Origin of the sequence: Saccharopolyspora cebuensis, assembly GCF_039542665.1 — a bacterium.
Taxonomy (GTDB): Bacteria; Actinomycetota; Actinomycetes; order Mycobacteriales; family Pseudonocardiaceae; genus Saccharopolyspora; species Saccharopolyspora cebuensis.
The window spans coordinates 221,241-238,386 of record NZ_BAABII010000004.1; the positions used below are offsets into that span (position 1 = coordinate 221,241).

Sequence of the window (17,146 nt, forward strand, 5' to 3'; positions counted from 1 at the left end):
GCCTCACTCGGATTCACGCCAGGGATCGACGTCCGATCCGCCGGACGAGCCCGCGCGGCACGCCGCGATGCGCGGAGCCGGTGCCAGAACGCGCGGAGGACCGACGCCACCAGGCATCGAAGGATCTTCGCGGTGTTTTCCACGCTAGAGAGAGACGCGACCACCCGGCAATGATTCGGACGTCGCACCTTCGGGTGATCAACACGCCCCTGAAGCGTGATGATTCATCCGTCCGCGCGCGGGCCTCGGCGAGTTCCGTCCGATGCGGACCGATCGCCGCACGCCGGCGGGCGCCCGCCTCGAATTCGGGCGAACCGCCCGGATCTGTCGGTGATCAACCGTACGGTGCGCGCATGGCAACAGCAACGCAGTCCTACGCCTACGTGCGGCCGTCGGCCGTGCACGGCTCCGGCGCCGGGCGTTCCCTCGCGTTGGAGACCTCCGGTGGCGCCACCCCGGCCGGCGCGGTGGAGAATCCCCGGTTCTACGACGGTTTCCTGACCGCGCCGACCGCCGCGGCGGCGGCCCTGCTGGCCGTCGCCGAAGTGGCCTCCGCGCGCTACTTCCAGCGCAGCGCGGCCCGTTCGCTGGACCCGGTGGTGACCGCCAACGGCGACCGGCTGCGGATGGAGTCGTTCTCCGGCTGCGGCGGGGTCTACGCGCGCCTCGACGTGCTCGCGCCCGGGCTCGACGGCGGCGAGATCGGCCACGGCACGACCAATGTGGACATCAACCCGCCGCTGCGGCGGGCGCTGGCCGCGCTCGGCGGGCTGGACCCGCTGCACCTGGCGGTCGGGCCGGACGAGCTGGCGGTCGCGACCCTCGACGGCCGGTTCGTGGAGAAGAAGGTCCCGCTGCCGGAGCGCTGGGTGCGCGGCTTCGCCGAGGCCCAGGTGCTCGGGGCCGGTTTCGAGCTGCGCGCGGAGGTGCCCGCGGCGGAGGCGGCGGCCCTGCTGCGGTCGATGCCGCGGCCGACCCAGCGGTCCGGTGCCCGCGCGACGCGCTGGGTGATGCCCGCCGGGCGGACGTTGCGCCCGGTGACCAGGCCCGGCCCCGGCGCCGTCTGCCTGCCCGGTCCGGAACGGCTGACGGCGCTGCGGCAGGTGCTCCCGCACGCCGACGCGCTGCGGGTGCACGCCCCGGCCACCGGGGAGAGCACGGCGGTGGCGTGGGAGGTCGCGCTGCCGCACATGCGGCTGACCCTGATGCTCTCGCCGGAGGCCTCGCGCGGGTTCTCCGGCGAGGGCGGCGTGCTGCACGACCTCGCGGGCGGCGCGGCGGCCGAGGACGCGGACCTCGTCTCGGCGCTGCTGGCCTGGGAACCGGCGGTCGACGTGGCCGCGCTGTCCCGGCAGGCCGACCTGCCGCCGGAGCGGGTGCGCGCGGCGCTGACCGTGCTCGGCACGTCCGGGCAGATCGGCTACGACCTCGCCGAGCAGGCGTACTTCCACCGGTCGCTGCCGTTCTCGGCGGGCGCCGTGGAGACGCGCAACCCCCGGTTGCGGCGCGCGCGGGCGCTGGTGGCCGAGGGTGCGGTCCGGCGCGAGGGCGCGGTGTTCTCGGTGGGTGCGGAGGACCACGCGCACTTCGTCCGCGGCGACGACGCGGGAGCGCTGAGCTGCACCTGCCTGTGGTGGGCGAAGTACCGAGGCGGGCGGGGGCCGTGCGCGCACGTGCTCGCCGCCGGGATGATCCTGGAGGAGACGCGGTGAAGTTGCTGGAACTCGTGGAAGCGGCCGATTTCGACGGGGTGCTGCGGGCGCTGCCCGACCTGCCGCCGGAGGAGCGCGACACCGCTTGCGGTGACCGGCTGCTCGCCGCGCGGACGACCGCCGAGCAGGACAGCACCTGGGCGATCGGCTGGGGCATCGAGAAGAAGCAGACCTGGCTCGCCGCGACCCTGGGCTGCGGGATCGCACCGGGGACCGCGGCGGACCTGCTCATCCCGTTCCGCGCCGTGCCCGACGGCGGCCGCTGGCTGCCCGCCGTCGCGGACCTGCACCCGGTCGCCTGGCGGACCGAGCTGGTCGAGCGGCTGCGGGACGGGGCGCACAACCACGACGACCACTGGTTCCCGGTGGTCGAGCACATCGTGGACACGACCGGCATGCCGATGCCGACCTGCGACGCGTTCCTCACGGCCTGGCTGGCCAAGCACATCAGCCTGCCCAACACGTACTTCCCCGCACCGGACGAGGACGTGCTGGCGGGGCTGCGCGCCGACGAGCGCACCGCGTCGCTGCTGCCGCTGGCCCTGGAACGGCCCGGGGTCGACGTCCGGGCCTGGCTGCGCAGGTTCGTCCGGTTCGCCGCGGAGGGCCTGGTCGATCGGGGGGTCCTGCTCCGCCGGATCATGGCCGACCTGGTCCGGGACGCGCAGGCGGAGAACCGCTTCCTCGCCAGGGTGAACGTGGGCCAGTTCGAGCTGCTGGCCCTCACCGCCGAGGAGCGCGTCGCACTGGCCGACGACCTCGCCGCGATCGTCGACGCCCAGCTCACCCGCCTCTTCGACGACGGCACTCGGACGGAGACCGAGCCCGCGCTGACCTACCTGCGCGCGCTGCTGCCCACGCCCGCCGACAACGCCCCGCGCACCCGCGAGCACCTGGCGCTGCTGGACCGGTCGCTACCGGTGGCCACCCACGCCCAAGAGGTGCTCATCGGCTTGGACGGCGCCGGACTGCTGGCGCCCGAGGACTTCTCCGAATCCTGCCGACGGGTCCTGCCGCGCCCGGAGAAGAAGCTCGTCCGCGCCCAGCTCACCTGGCTGGACCGCGTCGCCAAGCGGGAGCCGGAGCGGGTGGACCAGGTGGTGCGCGACGCGGCGCTGACCTTCCACAACCACGAGCCGGTGCTCCAGGAGCGCGCGCTCGCCCTGGTCGGCCGCCACCTCCGCAAGGCCGGGGACGCGGTGCTGCCGGAGCTGCGCACCGCCGCCGGGGCCCTCGGCGCGAGCCTGGCCCCCCGCGCCGCCGAACTCCTCGGCTCCGAGGACACCACCGAGCCGTACGTCGAGGTGCTGCCGCCGGTGCCGGAACCGCAGCCGGTGCCCGGACCGCTCGGCACGCCCCTCGACGTCGCCGAGGAGGTCGCCGCCGTCATCGCCGACAACTGGGACGTGGTGCCGTTCGAACGCGCCCTCGACGGGCTCGTCCGGCACGCCGCCCGCGACCGGGCCGCCCTCGCCGCGGCCCTGGAACCGGTCGTGCGCCGGGACCCGCGCAGCATCGGCGGCACCCAGAGCGACGTCTACGACGTGGCCCGGTTCGTGCGCGGCGACGAGCCTCGGGAATGGGCCGTGCAGTCCCGGGACCACTGGGCCTACCGCTACAACTTCGGCGATGACAACCAGGCCAAGGCCATGCTGGCGGCGCGGCTGGTCGAGGCGATGCGGATCGTCGAGTCCGGCGCGCAGCCCTTCCTGCTCGCGGTGCCGACGCTGTCCACCGGCGCCCTCGACGCCGGGGTGCTGGTGGAACGGGTGGCGGAGTGCGAACGGCTCGACGTGATCCCGGCCGAGGTCGACTTCGGCCAAGCCCTCCTGCGCGTCACCCCGACCGCGGACGAGCAGGTCCTGCGCGCCGCCGAGGAGCTGCGCTCGGACGCCGGGCGGCGGCTCGCGCGGTGGCTGCGCGACGGCGGGTTGCCGCACCAGGACTCGACACCGCCGTGGTGGGCCGATTTCGACGTGGCGAAGGACGAGACCTCCTACCGCGAGCGGTGGTGCGACGCGGCCCACCCCGGGGTGGAGCCGGAGCCGCCGCTGCCCCCGGTCGCGGCGGACCTGGTCGGGCCGAAGGCCCGGGCCGGCGAGGGGCCGCCCGCACCGTTCTGGGTCGCCCAGCTCCCGCACCACCGCGATGAGCTGGCCGCCCGCGGCTACCTCGAAGGGCTCGGCTACGGGGTCCGCCGGTGGCCCCGGCTCCTGCCGCACCTCGCCGAATCCGGTGGTCCGGCCGGATTCGCGGTGCACTGCGCGGTGGCGCGGAGCATGGCGACGACCTTCGAGCAGGACCGGACCGCGACGGTGGACGCCCTGCTGGTGCTGGCCGCGCGGGAACAACTGGACGCCGGGCTGCTCGGGAAGCAGCTCGCGGTGCTGCTGCGCGGGCTCGGCATGGCGAACCGGGTGCACGAGACGCTGCGGGCCGCGGCCGAGACCGGCGCCCACCGCACCACCTGGACGATCCTCGGGGCCGCCCTGCCCGGCCTGCTCACCAGCACCCCGGTGCGCGGCGCGGGACCCCTGCTCGCGCTGGCCACCGAATGCGCCGCCCGCTGCGGCGCCACCGGCGAACTCCCCGCCGTCACCGAACTCGCCGCCCGCAAGGGCTCCAGCCAGTTGCTCAAGAACGCCCGCGCCCTGCGAGACGTGCTGAGCTAGCGCACGCACCTCTCCGCCGAGAACCCCCGCGCGCCCCCGGGGGTTCTCGGCATCCGGCGGATCACCCGGCAGCGGGGGGAACTCCAGGCCCCTGCTCGCCGCGCGCAGGGCCATCGCCCCGGGCGAACGGCAGCACGTCGTCGGGGGTGGCGAGCAGCGCCCGCACTCCCCGCTCCGCCGAGCCGACGGGCGCCTCAGTGCCGGATCAGGTCGCCGACCGGGACGGCGGCGACGTGGCCGCTCGCCGGGAGGTCCCGCGCCAGGGCGAGGCCCACGTCGACCAGCGACGACCGGCGCAGGTGGGCGACCTCGGGGATCGGGGTCCGGACCGGCTCGACGGTCGCACCGCCCGGCTCGGGCCGGAGCGCGCCGCCGGCGATGCGCACCTGGTAGAAGACGCCGACGTTCTGGTGCTCGACCCCCCGGCGCGCCTCGGCCGCGGGGATCACCCGCGAGTCCACGCCCAGCAGGCGTTCGACCACCGCGTCGCAGCCGGTTTCCTCGGCGAACTCCCGGACGACCGCGTGGAACGGGTCCTCCGCGTGCTCGACCTCACCGCCCGGCAAGGACCAGTCCCCCGACGCGTGGCGGATCAGCAGCACCCGCCCGTCCTCGACGCACACGGCGTACGCCGCCAACCGGAAGCTCCCCCGCCGCGTTCCGCCCACCGGCCCATCATGGCCCACGCCACGGCGACCCCGTGCGGTCGGCGAAAAATCGGTGGACGCGCGGGCCCGGAGGGTTCTAACTTCAGCGGCGTTCGAGGTACGCGCGTTCCAGCGAGGTGAGTTGATGACGGTCCGGGCAACGGCGGTCGACCCCGGTCGACTGTCCTCCGCGAGCGCCATGACCTCATCGAACGCAAGGAATGCGCACTGTGGACCTTCCACGCATCTTCACCATTCGCGAAAGCAGCCACCACATCCACAACCCGTTCACCGGTGACCAGCTCGCCACCCTCGGCCAGGCGCTGAGGCTGGCGCCCGGGACGCGCGCGCTCGACCTGGCGAGCGGATCGGGCGAGTTGCTGTGCACCTGGGCGCGCGACCACGGCATCACCGGGACCGGGGTGGACATCAGCACGGTGTTCACCGAGCACGCCCGAACCCGCGCCGCCGAACTCGGCGTCGCCGACCGGGTCGACTTCGTCCACGGCGACGCCGCCGGACACGTCGCGGACGCACCGGTCGATCTCGCCGCGTGCGTGGGCGCCACCTGGATCGGCGGTGGCGTGGCCGGCACGGTCGAACTGCTGGACCGCAGCCTCCGACCCGGCGGGCTCATGCTGATCGGCGAACCGTACTGGCGCCTGGACCCGCCCGACCAGGACACCGTCGAGGGCTGCGACGCCACCCGCAAGGAGGACTTCCGGCCGCTCCCGGAGCTGATCGAGCAGTTCGGCGACCTCGGCTACGACGTCGTGGAGATGGTGCTGGCCGACCAGGACGGCTGGGACCGCTACCGGGCGGCGCAGTGGCTCAACCTCCGCACCTGGCTCGACCGGAACCCGGACGACGAACTGGCGGCCGACGTGCGGGCCGAGCTCACCACCGCCCCCGCCCGCTACGCGCGGTACGGGCGCGACCACCTCGGCTGGGGAGTCTTCGCCCTGATGGCGCGCTGACCCCGGCGAGGACGCGCGGGACCGGCCCCGCGCGTCCTCGCCGCGCCGCCACCGGGCTGAACGACCGCGACGAGGGCCGAAGGTCGCGCCCACCGGACCCGGTGGTCAGGAGAATTTCCCGAACTGCTGTTGACGGCACCCGGATCTCCGTAATCTCTTCGCCGGGGGCGGGATGGGGGCGGCGTGGAGGACGACAGCAAGAAGGCCGTGACGTGGCTCGGCATCGCCGGGTCGGTCCTCGCGGTGCTGGCGTTCTTCGGAATCAACAACGTCGAGGACGTGCAGCGGATCTTCGCCACGTCTCCGGAGGAGTCCGCTCAAGCCACCTCGGCCAACACCGCCTACGCAACCCCCACGTACGACTACAGCCCCGACCACACCACCGAGGAGTCGACCGAGGACCCCGGGTGCGAGGCCGCGTCGGACACCATCCACGCGTACGGGGACCTCATCCCCACCGACAACGACCACGGGACGGCCGCCGGGATCCTCGCGGACATGGCCTCGGCGTTCGCCTCCGACTCCACCGAGGCGGAGGACTCCGACGTGGAGGCGGCGCTCGACGCCCTCGCCGCCGACTCCAAGGCCCTGAGCAGGGCCGCCAACCGATCCGACGTGGCCTCCTACCGCGTGGCGTCGGACCAGCTGAGCGCCGACCTGGACGATCTGAACACCGCGTGCGGGTGGTCGTGAGCTCGCTGGTCCGGACAGCACCTGCCCCCGGACGCCTCGCTGAGCGGCAACTGCGACCGGACGCAAGAGAGCCGGGCCCCGCTGCTGCGGGACCCGGCTCTTCACCTGCGGTAGCGGTGGGATTCGAACCCACGGAGGCTCTCACCTCACGCGCTTTCGAGGTCTGCCACCGGGTGTTCACCAGGGTCCAGCCCGTGCGTGTGGGCTGGTCAGAACGCCGTACTGTCCCCGCTGGCCCTCGGCGAACGTTCGCGAACGAGACCCGAACTGAGACCCGGACAAGACGCTCGCTTTCAAGGCCTGCGACCGGCCATTCGGTGCCGTTCAGCCGGTACGTACGCGCTGGTCACAAGCCTCGCCGCACGCCGCTGAATAGGCGCGAACGGCGGTGAATGAGACTAAGAATGAGACTAAGCACGTCGGCAGGACCCAGCTTCGAGCTGCGTTTACACCGCCTCCAGACACCGACAGTGCCACTTCCACTCAGCTCGCGCGGCGGCCAACGGTCGACAGGCCCGACGCTCAGTGCGCCGAGCGGCCCGGCGACCGCGTCTTCGCAGCCGCCTGACCGTCCCGGCTGGCGTAGCAAGAGAAAGACTCGGAACTCCGATACCTGCGGTGGCTGATTTACAGTCAGCATGGCATAACGCCGTGAGCAGGAAGAATGCCGATCGCGGGGCAAATCTGGGCACGGATTTGGCACAGAGCAGGGTTTCGGCACCAGCCGACGGCAGGAAGGCTGGCCTTGGAGCCTCACTCACAGGTAGAAGCAGGCGCCTCGGGTCGCCGACCAGGACCCGGTTCGACATGCGTAAACGACGGAGCCGGAGCGTGCATAGCCACTGCCAATAACGGGGCATAGGCCCGACGACTGGTCCTCAGACCGCAGCACGCCGGTGAGTGTGCAGTGCTTCGCACCAGGGTGTGCCCGGCCCGCGGACCTGCCGGTGCCGGGCACACCCCGTCTCAATACTTGGTCAGGGCACCAGGACGTTGAACGGCTGATCCGCGTATGCGCCGTTGACGCCGGTGTAGACGCCCAGCTTGCGCGGATCCTTGCCGCAGACCTTGGAGGGCTCAGCGGCTACCCGGATTTCTCCGTTCCACTTTCCTCCGGGGCCGATGGTCGCCTGGGGGGTGCTCTTGGCCCAGTCGATTCCGTCGGCGATCGTCACGCAGTAGCGACCGGCATTGACCCTATCCACCTGCACGACGCCCTTGGCGCGCACCACGGTGGCGTCGGCCTTCACCACCGCAGCGGCCTGTGCATAGGGAGCGTGCAGTGGCGCCTGAGGGGTGCCGGCAAGAGCGACTCCGCCGAGGCCAGCCGTGGCAGCGAGCGCAGCCACGAGAGCCCCAACGATGAGGCCCGGATTGAACTTCAAAACTTTCTCCTTGCATAGTCACCTTGCGTGATATTACGAACGCCGAGAGTAGCGATCAGCGATGGGGCCCGCCATCACTCGCAGAGGTGATCGATCTGTCCACGTCCTCGCGCCACGGCCACAGAGGCATAGCGCAAGCCTGGACTACCGAGTTGCTTCTGGCTCGTCACGGCACCGGTCGCCACCCTGACCACGGGCGAGACCCGTTGAGTCCCTGTAGGCAGGCGAGGCGGTGGGTGAACTGGTCGCGGGCGGCCGGGGGTGGTTTCGGCGATTTGGGCGGCCATGGTGGTCATGCGGAGTTCGCGGATGTCGCGGAGGACTTGGAAGCCGTCCCAGGTGGTGACGTCGTGGCCGTAGGCGCGGCAGTAGTCCGCCCAGGTGTTCGCGTCGAGCCAGCCCGTGGTCACGTGGGACACGGCGGTGGAGACCAGGTCCCATTCCGGTGGGCCGTAGGCGCAGCGTTCGAAGTCGAGCAGGACAGGGCCGGTCGTGGTGGCGGCGACGTTGCCGCGCCATGCGTCTCCGTGGACCAGGCGCCACGGGATGCCCGCCGGTAGCTCGGCGTAGGCCGCTTGGAGCTCTGACAGGCGCTCGTGCAGCCAGGTGCGGTCTGCGGGAGCGAGCCAGCTTGTGCCTTCGATGCGCTCGGCCAGGTGGACGAAAGGCGCCAGCTCGGGCAACGCCAGGGTGGTGGGTAGTTCGAAGCTGTGCAGCTCACGGACGAGCCGTGCGACGTCGGTTGTGGTGCCTTGTTCGTGTGGTGGGAGTTCGCACCAGAACGTCACCGCACGGTCGTCGACGACCACCGGCGCTTTCAGGTCTCCCCATGGGCGCACGACGGGGGCTCCGAGGCTCGTCAGCCAGCGGGTGACCTGGAGTTCCTTCTGGGCCGCTGCTGTTTGGCCGGCACGGGTGATGCGGGCGACGACCCCGCCGGGAAGGCGATAGATCGTGTTCTCGCCTGCCCGGATCAGCTCGGCCTCCCTGTGGTCGAGCTCGACCTGGTCGCAGACCTGCCGGAGCACTTCCACCGTTGCGGCACTCATACCGTGGCCACCGCCGATTCGATCCGTCCGCGCAGCTCGGTGACCTCGCCGACGTCCTGGTGGGCGCGTGCGTACCCGCTCAGCACGCGGAGATCATCGGCCGCCCGGCGCGACTTGATCGGCGTCGCTGCTGCCAACGCCCGGGCACCCAGCGCCGCGGCTTCGAGCGGATCACCGGTGACCATGATCAGGGAAGCGAGCTTGGTCTGACTGATCGCACGGGACCGCGCCGCCCCGTCCCCATGTCCCCGTGCCGCCGTCTCCAGCCGGGTGGATGCGTCAGTGACGAAACGTCCCTGGACGGCCAGCTCCCACAGGGCGTGCCCGGTATCGCCCGCGTGCTGGGCAGCGTCGTAGTACGCCATCCACGGAGGATCGTTCGCCGGTTCCGCGCGCGCGAAGGCCTCATCGGCGTTGCCCACGGCCATCGCGGTCTCCTGGAACCGGTGGAGCTTGCCCAGCGCCCGCGCCCGGGCCGTGTGCAGCATCGCTTGTGCTGTGCCGGTGAGCCGGTCCGCGCGGACCAGGGCCATCTCGGCGAAGGTCAGCCCGGCGTCGGGGTCACCGCACCAGATCGCCTGTCGCGCCATCGACGACAGGATTTTCGCCCGCAGCGGCCAGTCACCGGCTTCCTCGGCGCAGCCCAGCGCGAACCGGAACATCCGGCGCGCGTCATCGTGGGCGTAGGCGTCGAAGGCCATGAACCCGGTGACGTGCCCGAGGTAGCCCACCGCAGACAACAGCTCAGCATGAGTCCGCTCCGGGCACCGGGCACCGAGGAGCTGCACGGCGAACCGAAGCTGCGCCATCACCGCCTCCCGGACGAAACCACCGCCGTAACGGGCATCCCAACTCCCGAAGGCCTGCGCCGCGGCCCGCACCTCGGCCACCTCCGTGGCCCCCACCACCGAGGGCACCGGAGTCGGCTCGGTGCCTGCACGACGCTCGACACACCGCAGCGACCATGCTGCTCCTCAACGTGCCGTCCCGTGCGGTGATTGACGTCATGGGCTGGTCGCAAGCCTCGATGACCAAGCGGTAACAACACACGACCCCGGAGCTGACGACCTCGATCGCGGACCGCGTCGGCGGCTTCTTCTGGGCATCGCCGGAGGGCGACGAGGAGGACGGGGATGACAGCCCCGGCGGGGTGCCGACGCCCGTCTGAGTAGCCAACTGAGACCCGAAATGAGACCCGCATGAGAAGAGCCGGGCCCCGCTGCTGCGGGACCCGGCTCTCACCTGCGGTAGCGGTGGGATTCGAACCCACGGAGGCTCTCACCTCACGCGCTTTCGAGGCGCGCTCCTTAGGCCGCTCGGACACGCTACCGCCGACAAGCGTAACGGACGCTTCGCTCGATCCGGGGAGGGGGTCAGCGCCAGGCGCGCATCAGGTCGGCGAGCTGGCTGCGGGCCCGGGACAGCCTCCCCCGGACGGCTTGCTCACCTGCGCCGACGCGGCGGCCGATCTCACCGGAGGACAGGCCGTCGACCTCGGCGAGCAGCCAGACGTCGCGCTGGCCGCTGGGCAGTCCGGCGAGCGCGCGGCCCAGGGCGCCGACCCCGGCGCCGAGCTCGGCGGCGCGCTGCGGGTCGGGCACCGCTCCCCCGGCGACCACCGCCCGGTGCTCGGGCAGGGCGTCGACCGGCACGGTGCGCCGGGTCCGCCGCCTGCGCAGCACGATGAGGCAGTGCCGCCGGGCGATCTGGAACATCCAGGCGCGCAGCGCGCCGGGCTCGGCGAGTTCGCCCACCCGGTGCCAGACGGTCAGGAACACGTCCTGGACGACGTCCTCGGCCTCGGCGCGGTCGTCGAGCATCCGCAGCGCCATGGCGAGCACCCGGCCGGAGTACCGGGTCACCAGCCGCTCGAAGGCGACGGCGTCGCCCCCGGCGATGGCCGCCGCGAGGACGGCGTCGGGCGGGCCCGCCTCGGGATCGGTCGGCTGCACGCGCACCCCCTGATGACCGACGGCTGGAATCCGACGGCTGAGGTCCGACGGGTCCGCGCCCGGCGGACCCCTGGATCGTCATAGCCCGGGTTCCCGCTTCCACCGTGGACAAGCCACTCGACCGGGTGAAAATCAGCGGTGATCGTCGAAGAATTCCGCGAGCGCCGCCGCGCACTCGTCGGCGAGCACCCCGCCGACGACCTCCGGGCGGTGGTTGAGCCGCCGGTCCCGGACCACGTCCCACAGCGAGCCGACCGCGCCGGTCCTCGGCTCCCAGCAGCCGAACACCACCCGGGACACCCGGGCCAGCACCAGCGCCCCCGCGCACATCGTGCAGGGCTCCACGGTCACCGCCAGGGTGCAGCCGTCCAGCCGCCAGCCGTCGCCGTGCGCGCGGGCGGCGGCCCGCAGCGCCAGCACCTCGGCGTGCGCGGTGGGGTCGGCCAGGTCCTCGCGCCGGTTGTGCGCGCGGGCCAGCTCGCGGCCGTCGGCGTCGACCACCACCGCCCCGATCGGCACGTCCCCGGTGGCGGGCGCCCCCTCGGCGGCCACCAGCGCGGCCCGGACCAGGGCCGCGTCGTCGGACCTCACGTGTCCAGCTTCTCCAGCACGCCCGCGAGCTGGTCGCCGAAACCGCAGCGCTGGGCGATCATCTCCAGCTGCTCGTCGGGGTAGAGGTCGACCTCTTCGATGATCACCAGCAGCTCGCCCTCGGGCAGGCCCAGGTCCTCCAGGATCGCCAGGTTGCCCTCCGGCCACACCTCGTCGTCGTCCTCGTCCGGCGGCTCGATCCGCAGCAGGTCGAGCACGTCGGCGGCGATGTCGTAGTCGAGCGCGGCGGCGGCGTCGGACAGCAGCAGGTCGGCACCGCCGGGCACCGGCCGGACCAGCACGAAGAACTCGTCGTCCACGTTGCACATGCCGAAGCACGCGCCGGGCGACCGCAGTCCGCGCAGGGCCGTGATGGTGGCGTCGACGCCGGTGAGCACCGGCCGGTCCAGCGGGCTGCAACGCCAGCGCCCGTCTTCACGCACCACGGCGACGGCGAATCCCGCAACCGGGTCCTGCACGGTCATGGCACCACCGTAGAGCGTGGCAAGGCCACCCGAAAGCACTAGTGCCCGCTCGTCACCAAGCTGGGACCGGATTCACGCCCGTCCGGGTGCGCGCGAACTCCGGCGCGGATTCGGGCAGGATGGCCGAATGCGTGCCGTGTGCGTGATCGGACTGGGATTGATCGGCGGATCGGTGCTGCGGGCGGCGGTCGCCGCCGGGCGCCCCGGCTGGGGGGCGACGACGTCGGCCGCCGACGCCGAAGCGGCCAGGGCCGACGGCTACGACGTGGCGGAGTCCGCCGAGGACGCGCTGCGCCGGGCCGCCGAGCAGGACGCGCTGGTGGTGCTCGCCGTGCCGCTGACCGCGGTCCGCGACGTGCTCCGGCTGGTCGCCTGGCACGCCCCGGAGGTGTGGTTGACCGACGTGGTGAGCGTCAAAGACCCGGTGGCCGCCGAGGTGCGGAGCCTGGTCCCCGGCGCCCGCTACGCGGGCGGGCACCCGATGGCCGGGACCGCCACCTCCGGGTGGGACGCCGGGTCGGCGGAGCTGTTCACCGGGGCGTCCTGGGCGGTGGTGGTCGAGGAGGAGACGACGCCGGAGGCGTGGCGGGAGGCCGCCGCGCTGGCGCTGGACTGCGGGGCTCAGGTGGTGCCGACCTCGGCGGGGCTGCACGACGCGGCGGTGGCCCGGGTGTCGCACCTGCCGCACGTGTTCGCCGCGATCCTGGCCGCGGTCGGCTCCGACGGCGGAGCGCTCGCGCTGTCGCTGGCCGCCGGGTCGTTCCGGGACGGCACCCGGGTCGCCGGCTCGCCGCCGGACCTGGTGCAGGCGATGACCGAGGGCAACCGGGTGGCGCTGCTGGACGCGGTGGACGACGCGCTGGGCCGGCTGGGCGCGGCGCGCGGCTCGCTGGCCTCCAGCGGATCGCTGAAGTCCACGGTGGAAGCCGGGCACGCCGCGCGCACCGCGCTGACCGGGCTCGGCGCCGAGCGGCGCGGGCGGCGGCAGCACGCGGTGGACGGCACCGAGGCGCTGGCCGAGCTGCGCGAGCTGGGCGACCGGGGCGGCCGGGTGGTGGCGCTGGAGGGCACCGGCGCCACCGTCGAAGTGCCGGAGTGAGCGCGCACGCCTGACGGGACCTTCACCGCATGCGGCTCCGCCGCGCAGGCCGTGGCGCTACCTCGGGGATGACGTGCGGAGGGGCCGCCCCCGTGCACGAGGCGGCCCCTCCCCCGGGCCCGCTGCGGCCCCTGTCGCGCGGGACGGCCCTCATCCGACCCGGTCGCGCCAGCCCCGGCCCAGCGGCGGAACTCAGCGCGGCGGCGGACCGCCCTCCGGCGGCGGCGGACCACCTTCGCCCCGCTGCTGCGGCGGTGCGTCGGGGCCCCGGAACTGCTCCTTGCCCTTCTCCGCGGCCTTGTCGATCTGCTCACCGTGGCCGAAGCGCTCCTTCGCGGCGCCCGCCGCCCGGTCCACGCCCTGCTCGGCCTGCTCCGGGTGCTGGCGCCCGAGGTGGGTGAGCTTGTCCTTCAGGTCCCTGAGCTTCACGACCGCTCCCTCCTCGCTCGTCGACTGGTGTCGCCCCCCGAAATTAGCTCCGATCCGGTGACAGCGCCCGCTGAGCGAACTTCCGGGTGATGCCTTGTCACCGCTCCAGGCGGAGCACTACCTTCTGATGACCAGATTCGAAATCCAGTCATCCAGTCATCCAGTCACCAGTCAGCCAGTCACCAATCAGCCAGTCACCAATCAGGGAGAGCCACCGCATGACCCGCGCCCGCGCCGACCGGATCCTCGACGCCGCCGGGGAGCTGCTGCTCCACCACGGCCACCGGAAGGTGACCGTCGAGGACGTCGCCGAGCGGGCCGGGGTGGGCAAGGGCACCGTCTACCTGCACTGGCGCACCAAGCGGCGGGTGTTCCAGGCGCTGATCCTGCGCAACGCGGGTGAGGTGATCGACGAACTGGTGAAGGCGCTGGAACAGGACCCGGGCGAGGTGCGACCGCACCGCTTCGCGCGGCGGACCTACCTGGCGATCCAGCAGCGACCGCTGATGCGGGCGGTGGTCCGCCGCGACGCGGACCTGATCGGTGCGCTCAAGACCGGCTCGATGCGCCAGGAGCAGATCCTCTACGGGCAGCGGTACTTCGACCTCATGCGGGACCACGGCCTGCTGCGCGCGGACTTCCCCGACGCCGAGTACGCCTACGGCGCCGTCGTCGGCGGCTTCTTCACCGTCGACACCCTCGCGCCCGACCCGCACGACCTGGACGAGCACCGCAAGGCCGACGCCCTGGCCCGCACGCTGCGGCGGGCCCTCGAACCCACCACCGATCCCGAACCGGAGGTGGTCCGGCACGCGGCGGCCGAACTCGCCGCGCTCTACCGGGAGGTCGCCGACCTCCAACACGAGTGGATCTACGGGACCGACGAGGGGGACGGCTGATCCCGCCCTCCGCAGCAGAAGGGGCACCCACCATGACGAGCCTCGCCGACACCTGGGGGTTGCACGACGCGCAGTTCTGGCTGCGCGGCGAGCGACCCGAACGACCGGTGGAGTACGACGCGACCACTGGCGTCTGGAACGTCTACGGCTACGCCGAGACCGTCGAACTGCTCTCCGACCACGCGACCTTCTCCTCCGACACCGGGCGGCTGATCCCCGAGGCGGCCGGGTTCACCGAGGGCAACCTGCCCCAGCTGGACCCGCCGGAGCACCAGAAGCTGCGCAAGCTGGTCTCGCACGCCTTCACCCCGAAGGTCGTCGCCGACCTCGAACCGCGCATCGCCGAGGTCACCGCCGAACTGCTCGACGGCATCACCGACCGCACCGAGCTGGTCGACGACCTCGCCTACCCGCTGCCGGTGATCGTCATCGCCGAGCTGCTCGGCGTGCCCACCGACGACCGCCACCTGTTCAAGCGGTGGGTGGACGCGATGTTCGCGCAGACCCAGAAGTTCTCCCTCGTCGACCCGTCCGAGGAGCAGGCCCGGCAGTTCGAGGACGCGCTGGAGCAGGTCGGCCACCTCACCGCCTACCTCGGCGAGCACGTCGCCGAGCGCCGCCGCGCCCCGCGCGAGGACCTGCTCAGCAAGCTGGTCACGGCCGAAGTGGACGGTGAGCGGCTCACCCAGGCGGAGGTGGTCAACTTCGCGATGGTGCTGCTCATCGCCGGGCACATCACCACCACCATGCTGCTGGGCAACACCGTGCTGTGCCTGGACGCGCACCCGGAGCAGGGCGCCGAGGTCCGGGCCGACCGCTCGCTGGTGCCCGCGGCGATCGAGGAGTCGCTGCGGTTCCTCAGCCCGTTCGCGGCGGCTTCCCGGGCGACCACCCGGGAAGCCGTCCTCGGCGGGCAGGTGATCCCGGCCGACCAGGTGGTGCTGCCGTGGCTGGCGGCGGCCAACCGGGATCCCGCGCAGTTCGCCGACCCGGACACCTTCGACGTGCACCGGCACCCGAACCCGCAGCTCGGCTTCGGGCGGGGCATCCACTTCTGCGTGGGCGCCCCGCTGGCCAGGCTGGAGGGCCGGGTGGCGCTGAACATGCTGTTCGACCGCTTCCCGGCGCTGCGCTGCGACCCCGACGACCGCCCGGAGTTCCTGGGGAGCCCGAACCTCACCGGGGTGCGTCGGCTGCCGCTCCTGACCCGCTGAGCCAGTTCGACTCCGGGGTCGACTCCGGGGTCGGCTCCGCGGCCGGCTCCGGGGTCGGCGCGGCGCGCAGCACCAGGTGGCCGAACAGGGCCAGTGCCAGCACCGCGACGGCCCCGGACGCCGGGCCCAGGGCACCCCAGCCCCACTGCCCGGCGACGGCGCCGCCCGCCATGCCGCCCAGACCCATGCCCAGGTACAGCGCCGAGGAGTTCACCGCGATCAGCACCGAGGCCGAACCGGGCGCGGCGTCGAGCAGGCGGTGCTGCACGGCGGGCATGATCCCCCAGCCGCCGAGGCCCCACAGCACCAGCACGACGACCGTGGCGACCGCCGACCCGGCGGCCACCGGGAGCAGCACCAGCCCGGTCGCCAGCGCGACCAGCGAGGCGACGATCCCGACGCCCGAGCCGAACCGGTCGGTCAGCCGCCCCACCACGGCGTTGCCCATCGCCCCGGCCACGCCGTAGCCGAACAGCAGCGCGCTCAGCGCCCCGGCACCGGCGCCGGTGAGCTCGGAGAGCATCGGTGCGGCGTAGGTGTAGGCGGCGAAGTCGGCGAGCGAGGCCAGCGCCGAGACCGCCAGCACCAGCCGCACCGTCCGGCCGCGCAGCACCGCCAGCCGCTTGCGGCCGTCGACCGGGGCGGGCGCGGGCACCTCCGGCAGCACCCGCAGCAGCACCGCGGCCAGCAGGCCGAGCACCGCGACGCACCAGAACAGCCCGCGGTAGCCCAGCAGCGGCTCGCCCAGCACGCCCAGCGGCACGCCGATCACCGTGGCCAGCGTCAACCCGGCCAGCACCATCGACACCGCGCGCCCGCGCCGTTCCAGCGGCACCAGGTCGGCGGCGATCACCACGGCCGTCGGGGTGAACAGGGCGGCGCCGAGCGCACCCAGCACCCGCGCGGCGGTGAGGCTGCCGAAGTCCGGGGCGAGGGCGGTCGCGATGTTGCCGACCACGAACAGCGCGAGCGACAGCCGCAGCACCCGTCGTCGTTCCACCCGACCGACGGCCGTGGACAGCAGGGGCGCGCTGATCGCGTAGGTCAGCGCGTGCACGGTGACGAGCTGGCCCGCCGTGGTGACCGGCACGTCGACCTGCCCCGCGATGGCCGGGAGCACCCCGGCCACCAGGTACGAGCCGGTGTTGATCACGAACGTGCCGACGGCGAGCACGAGCAGCCGGAAGGACAAGGAGATCCCCTCGGTGGAAATGGCCGGGAAGCGGAGAACCGCCCACGCGGACGCGGTGGGTGTTCGGTTGGCGGTGGCGTCGGACGGCCGGTCGAGAGGACCAGACCCGGGGCGGCCACCAAGCACGGCCGCGACGGGCCGCACCCGGAG

At 73.0% G+C, this 17,146-nt stretch carries 16 protein-coding genes and 1 tRNA gene; 7 read left to right on the plus strand and 10 right to left on the minus strand.

The genetic code is table 11. The annotated features are described in order from the left end of the window. The first annotated feature begins 353 nt into the window (after positions 1-353). A complete protein-coding gene (locus tag ABD976_RS07605) occupies positions 354-1,712 on the plus strand; it encodes an SWIM zinc finger family protein (RefSeq protein WP_345359407.1) in 1,359 nt (452 codons plus the stop codon). Continuing rightward, on the plus strand, positions 1,709-4,384 hold the full coding sequence (locus ABD976_RS07610) for a DUF6493 family protein (RefSeq protein WP_345359410.1): 2,676 nt from the start codon (positions 1,709-1,711) through the stop codon (positions 4,382-4,384). The genes ABD976_RS07605 and ABD976_RS07610 overlap by 4 nt, the downstream gene beginning before the upstream one ends. Before the next feature lie 194 nt (positions 4,385-4,578). On the opposite strand, the gene ABD976_RS07615 is transcribed toward ABD976_RS07610, so the two are convergent. Beyond that, a complete protein-coding gene (locus ABD976_RS07615) occupies positions 4,579-5,052 on the minus strand; it encodes an NUDIX hydrolase (RefSeq protein ID WP_345359413.1) in 474 nt (157 codons plus the stop codon). Between the two features lie 200 nt (positions 5,053-5,252). Between ABD976_RS07615 and ABD976_RS07620 the strand changes: the two genes are divergently transcribed. Both ABD976_RS07620 and ABD976_RS07625 read left to right on the plus strand, forming a co-directional pair. Then, entirely contained in the window at positions 5,253-6,008 is a 756-nt protein-coding gene (locus ABD976_RS07620; RefSeq protein ID WP_345359416.1) for an SAM-dependent methyltransferase, read from the plus strand. Positions 6,009-6,191: 183 nt separating this feature from the next. Then, on the plus strand, positions 6,192-6,701 hold the full coding sequence (locus ABD976_RS07625) for a hypothetical protein (protein WP_345359419.1): 510 nt from the start codon (positions 6,192-6,194) through the stop codon (positions 6,699-6,701). Between the two features lie 977 nt (positions 6,702-7,678). Here ABD976_RS07625 and ABD976_RS07630 read toward each other — a convergent pair. The 7 genes from ABD976_RS07630 to ABD976_RS07665 all read right to left on the minus strand — a co-directional run bounded on the left by ABD976_RS07630 (position 7,679) and on the right by ABD976_RS07665 (position 12,163). Continuing rightward, entirely contained in the window at positions 7,679-8,086 is a 408-nt protein-coding gene (locus tag ABD976_RS07630) for a hypothetical protein (RefSeq protein WP_345359422.1), read from the minus strand. A 74-nt stretch (positions 8,087-8,160) separates the two neighbouring features. Further along, positions 8,161-9,135: a phosphotransferase enzyme family protein gene (locus ABD976_RS07635; RefSeq protein ID WP_345359425.1), complete on the minus strand. Its 975-nt coding sequence runs from the start codon at positions 9,133-9,135 to the stop codon at positions 8,161-8,163. Then, positions 9,132-10,052, minus strand: a complete 921-nt coding sequence (locus tag ABD976_RS07640) for an NsdA family TPR-like regulatory protein (protein WP_486374962.1) — start codon at positions 10,050-10,052, stop codon at positions 9,132-9,134. Before ABD976_RS07640 ends, ABD976_RS07635 begins: the two co-directional genes overlap by 4 nt. Positions 10,053-10,380: 328 nt before the next feature. Beyond that, positions 10,381-10,465, minus strand: a tRNA-Ser gene (locus ABD976_RS07650). Between the two features lie 43 nt (positions 10,466-10,508). After that, complete coding sequence (locus ABD976_RS07655; protein WP_345359432.1) at positions 10,509-11,087, minus strand: RNA polymerase sigma factor; 579 nt, start codon at positions 11,085-11,087, stop codon at positions 10,509-10,511. 132 nt (positions 11,088-11,219) lie between these two features. After that, the gene (locus tag ABD976_RS07660; protein WP_345359435.1) at positions 11,220-11,678 is read right to left on the minus strand and encodes a nucleoside deaminase; all 459 of its coding nucleotides are present in this window, start codon (positions 11,676-11,678) and stop codon (positions 11,220-11,222) included. Then, positions 11,675-12,163: a tRNA adenosine deaminase-associated protein gene (locus ABD976_RS07665; RefSeq protein ID WP_345359438.1), complete on the minus strand. Its 489-nt coding sequence runs from the start codon at positions 12,161-12,163 to the stop codon at positions 11,675-11,677. The genes ABD976_RS07660 and ABD976_RS07665 overlap by 4 nt, the downstream gene beginning before the upstream one ends. 127 nt (positions 12,164-12,290) lie before the next feature. Between ABD976_RS07665 and ABD976_RS07670 the strand changes: the two genes are divergently transcribed. After that, positions 12,291-13,262 carry a prephenate dehydrogenase gene (locus tag ABD976_RS07670; protein ID WP_345359441.1) on the plus strand — a complete coding sequence of 324 codons (972 nt, stop codon included), beginning with the start codon at positions 12,291-12,293 and terminating at the stop codon, positions 13,260-13,262. Positions 13,263-13,454: 192 nt separating this feature from the next. Here the strand turns inward: ABD976_RS07670 and ABD976_RS07675 are convergent, their stop codons facing one another. Further along, on the minus strand, positions 13,455-13,691 hold the full coding sequence (locus tag ABD976_RS07675) for an antitoxin (RefSeq protein ID WP_345359444.1): 237 nt from the start codon (positions 13,689-13,691) through the stop codon (positions 13,455-13,457). Between the two features lie 218 nt (positions 13,692-13,909). Between ABD976_RS07675 and ABD976_RS07680 the strand changes: the two genes are divergently transcribed. Continuing rightward, on the plus strand, positions 13,910-14,590 hold the full coding sequence (locus ABD976_RS07680; RefSeq protein WP_345359447.1) for a TetR/AcrR family transcriptional regulator: 681 nt from the start codon (positions 13,910-13,912) through the stop codon (positions 14,588-14,590). A gap of 32 nt (positions 14,591-14,622) precedes the next feature. Beyond that, positions 14,623-15,804: a cytochrome P450 gene (locus ABD976_RS07685; RefSeq protein WP_345359451.1), complete on the plus strand. Its 1,182-nt coding sequence runs from the start codon at positions 14,623-14,625 to the stop codon at positions 15,802-15,804. Here ABD976_RS07685 and ABD976_RS07690 read toward each other — a convergent pair. Beyond that, the gene (locus tag ABD976_RS07690) at positions 15,767-16,996 is read right to left on the minus strand and encodes an MFS transporter (protein ID WP_345359454.1); all 1,230 of its coding nucleotides are present in this window, start codon (positions 16,994-16,996) and stop codon (positions 15,767-15,769) included. The two genes, ABD976_RS07685 and ABD976_RS07690, sit on opposite strands and share 38 nt — an antisense overlap. Positions 16,997-17,146 lie beyond the last annotated feature (150 nt).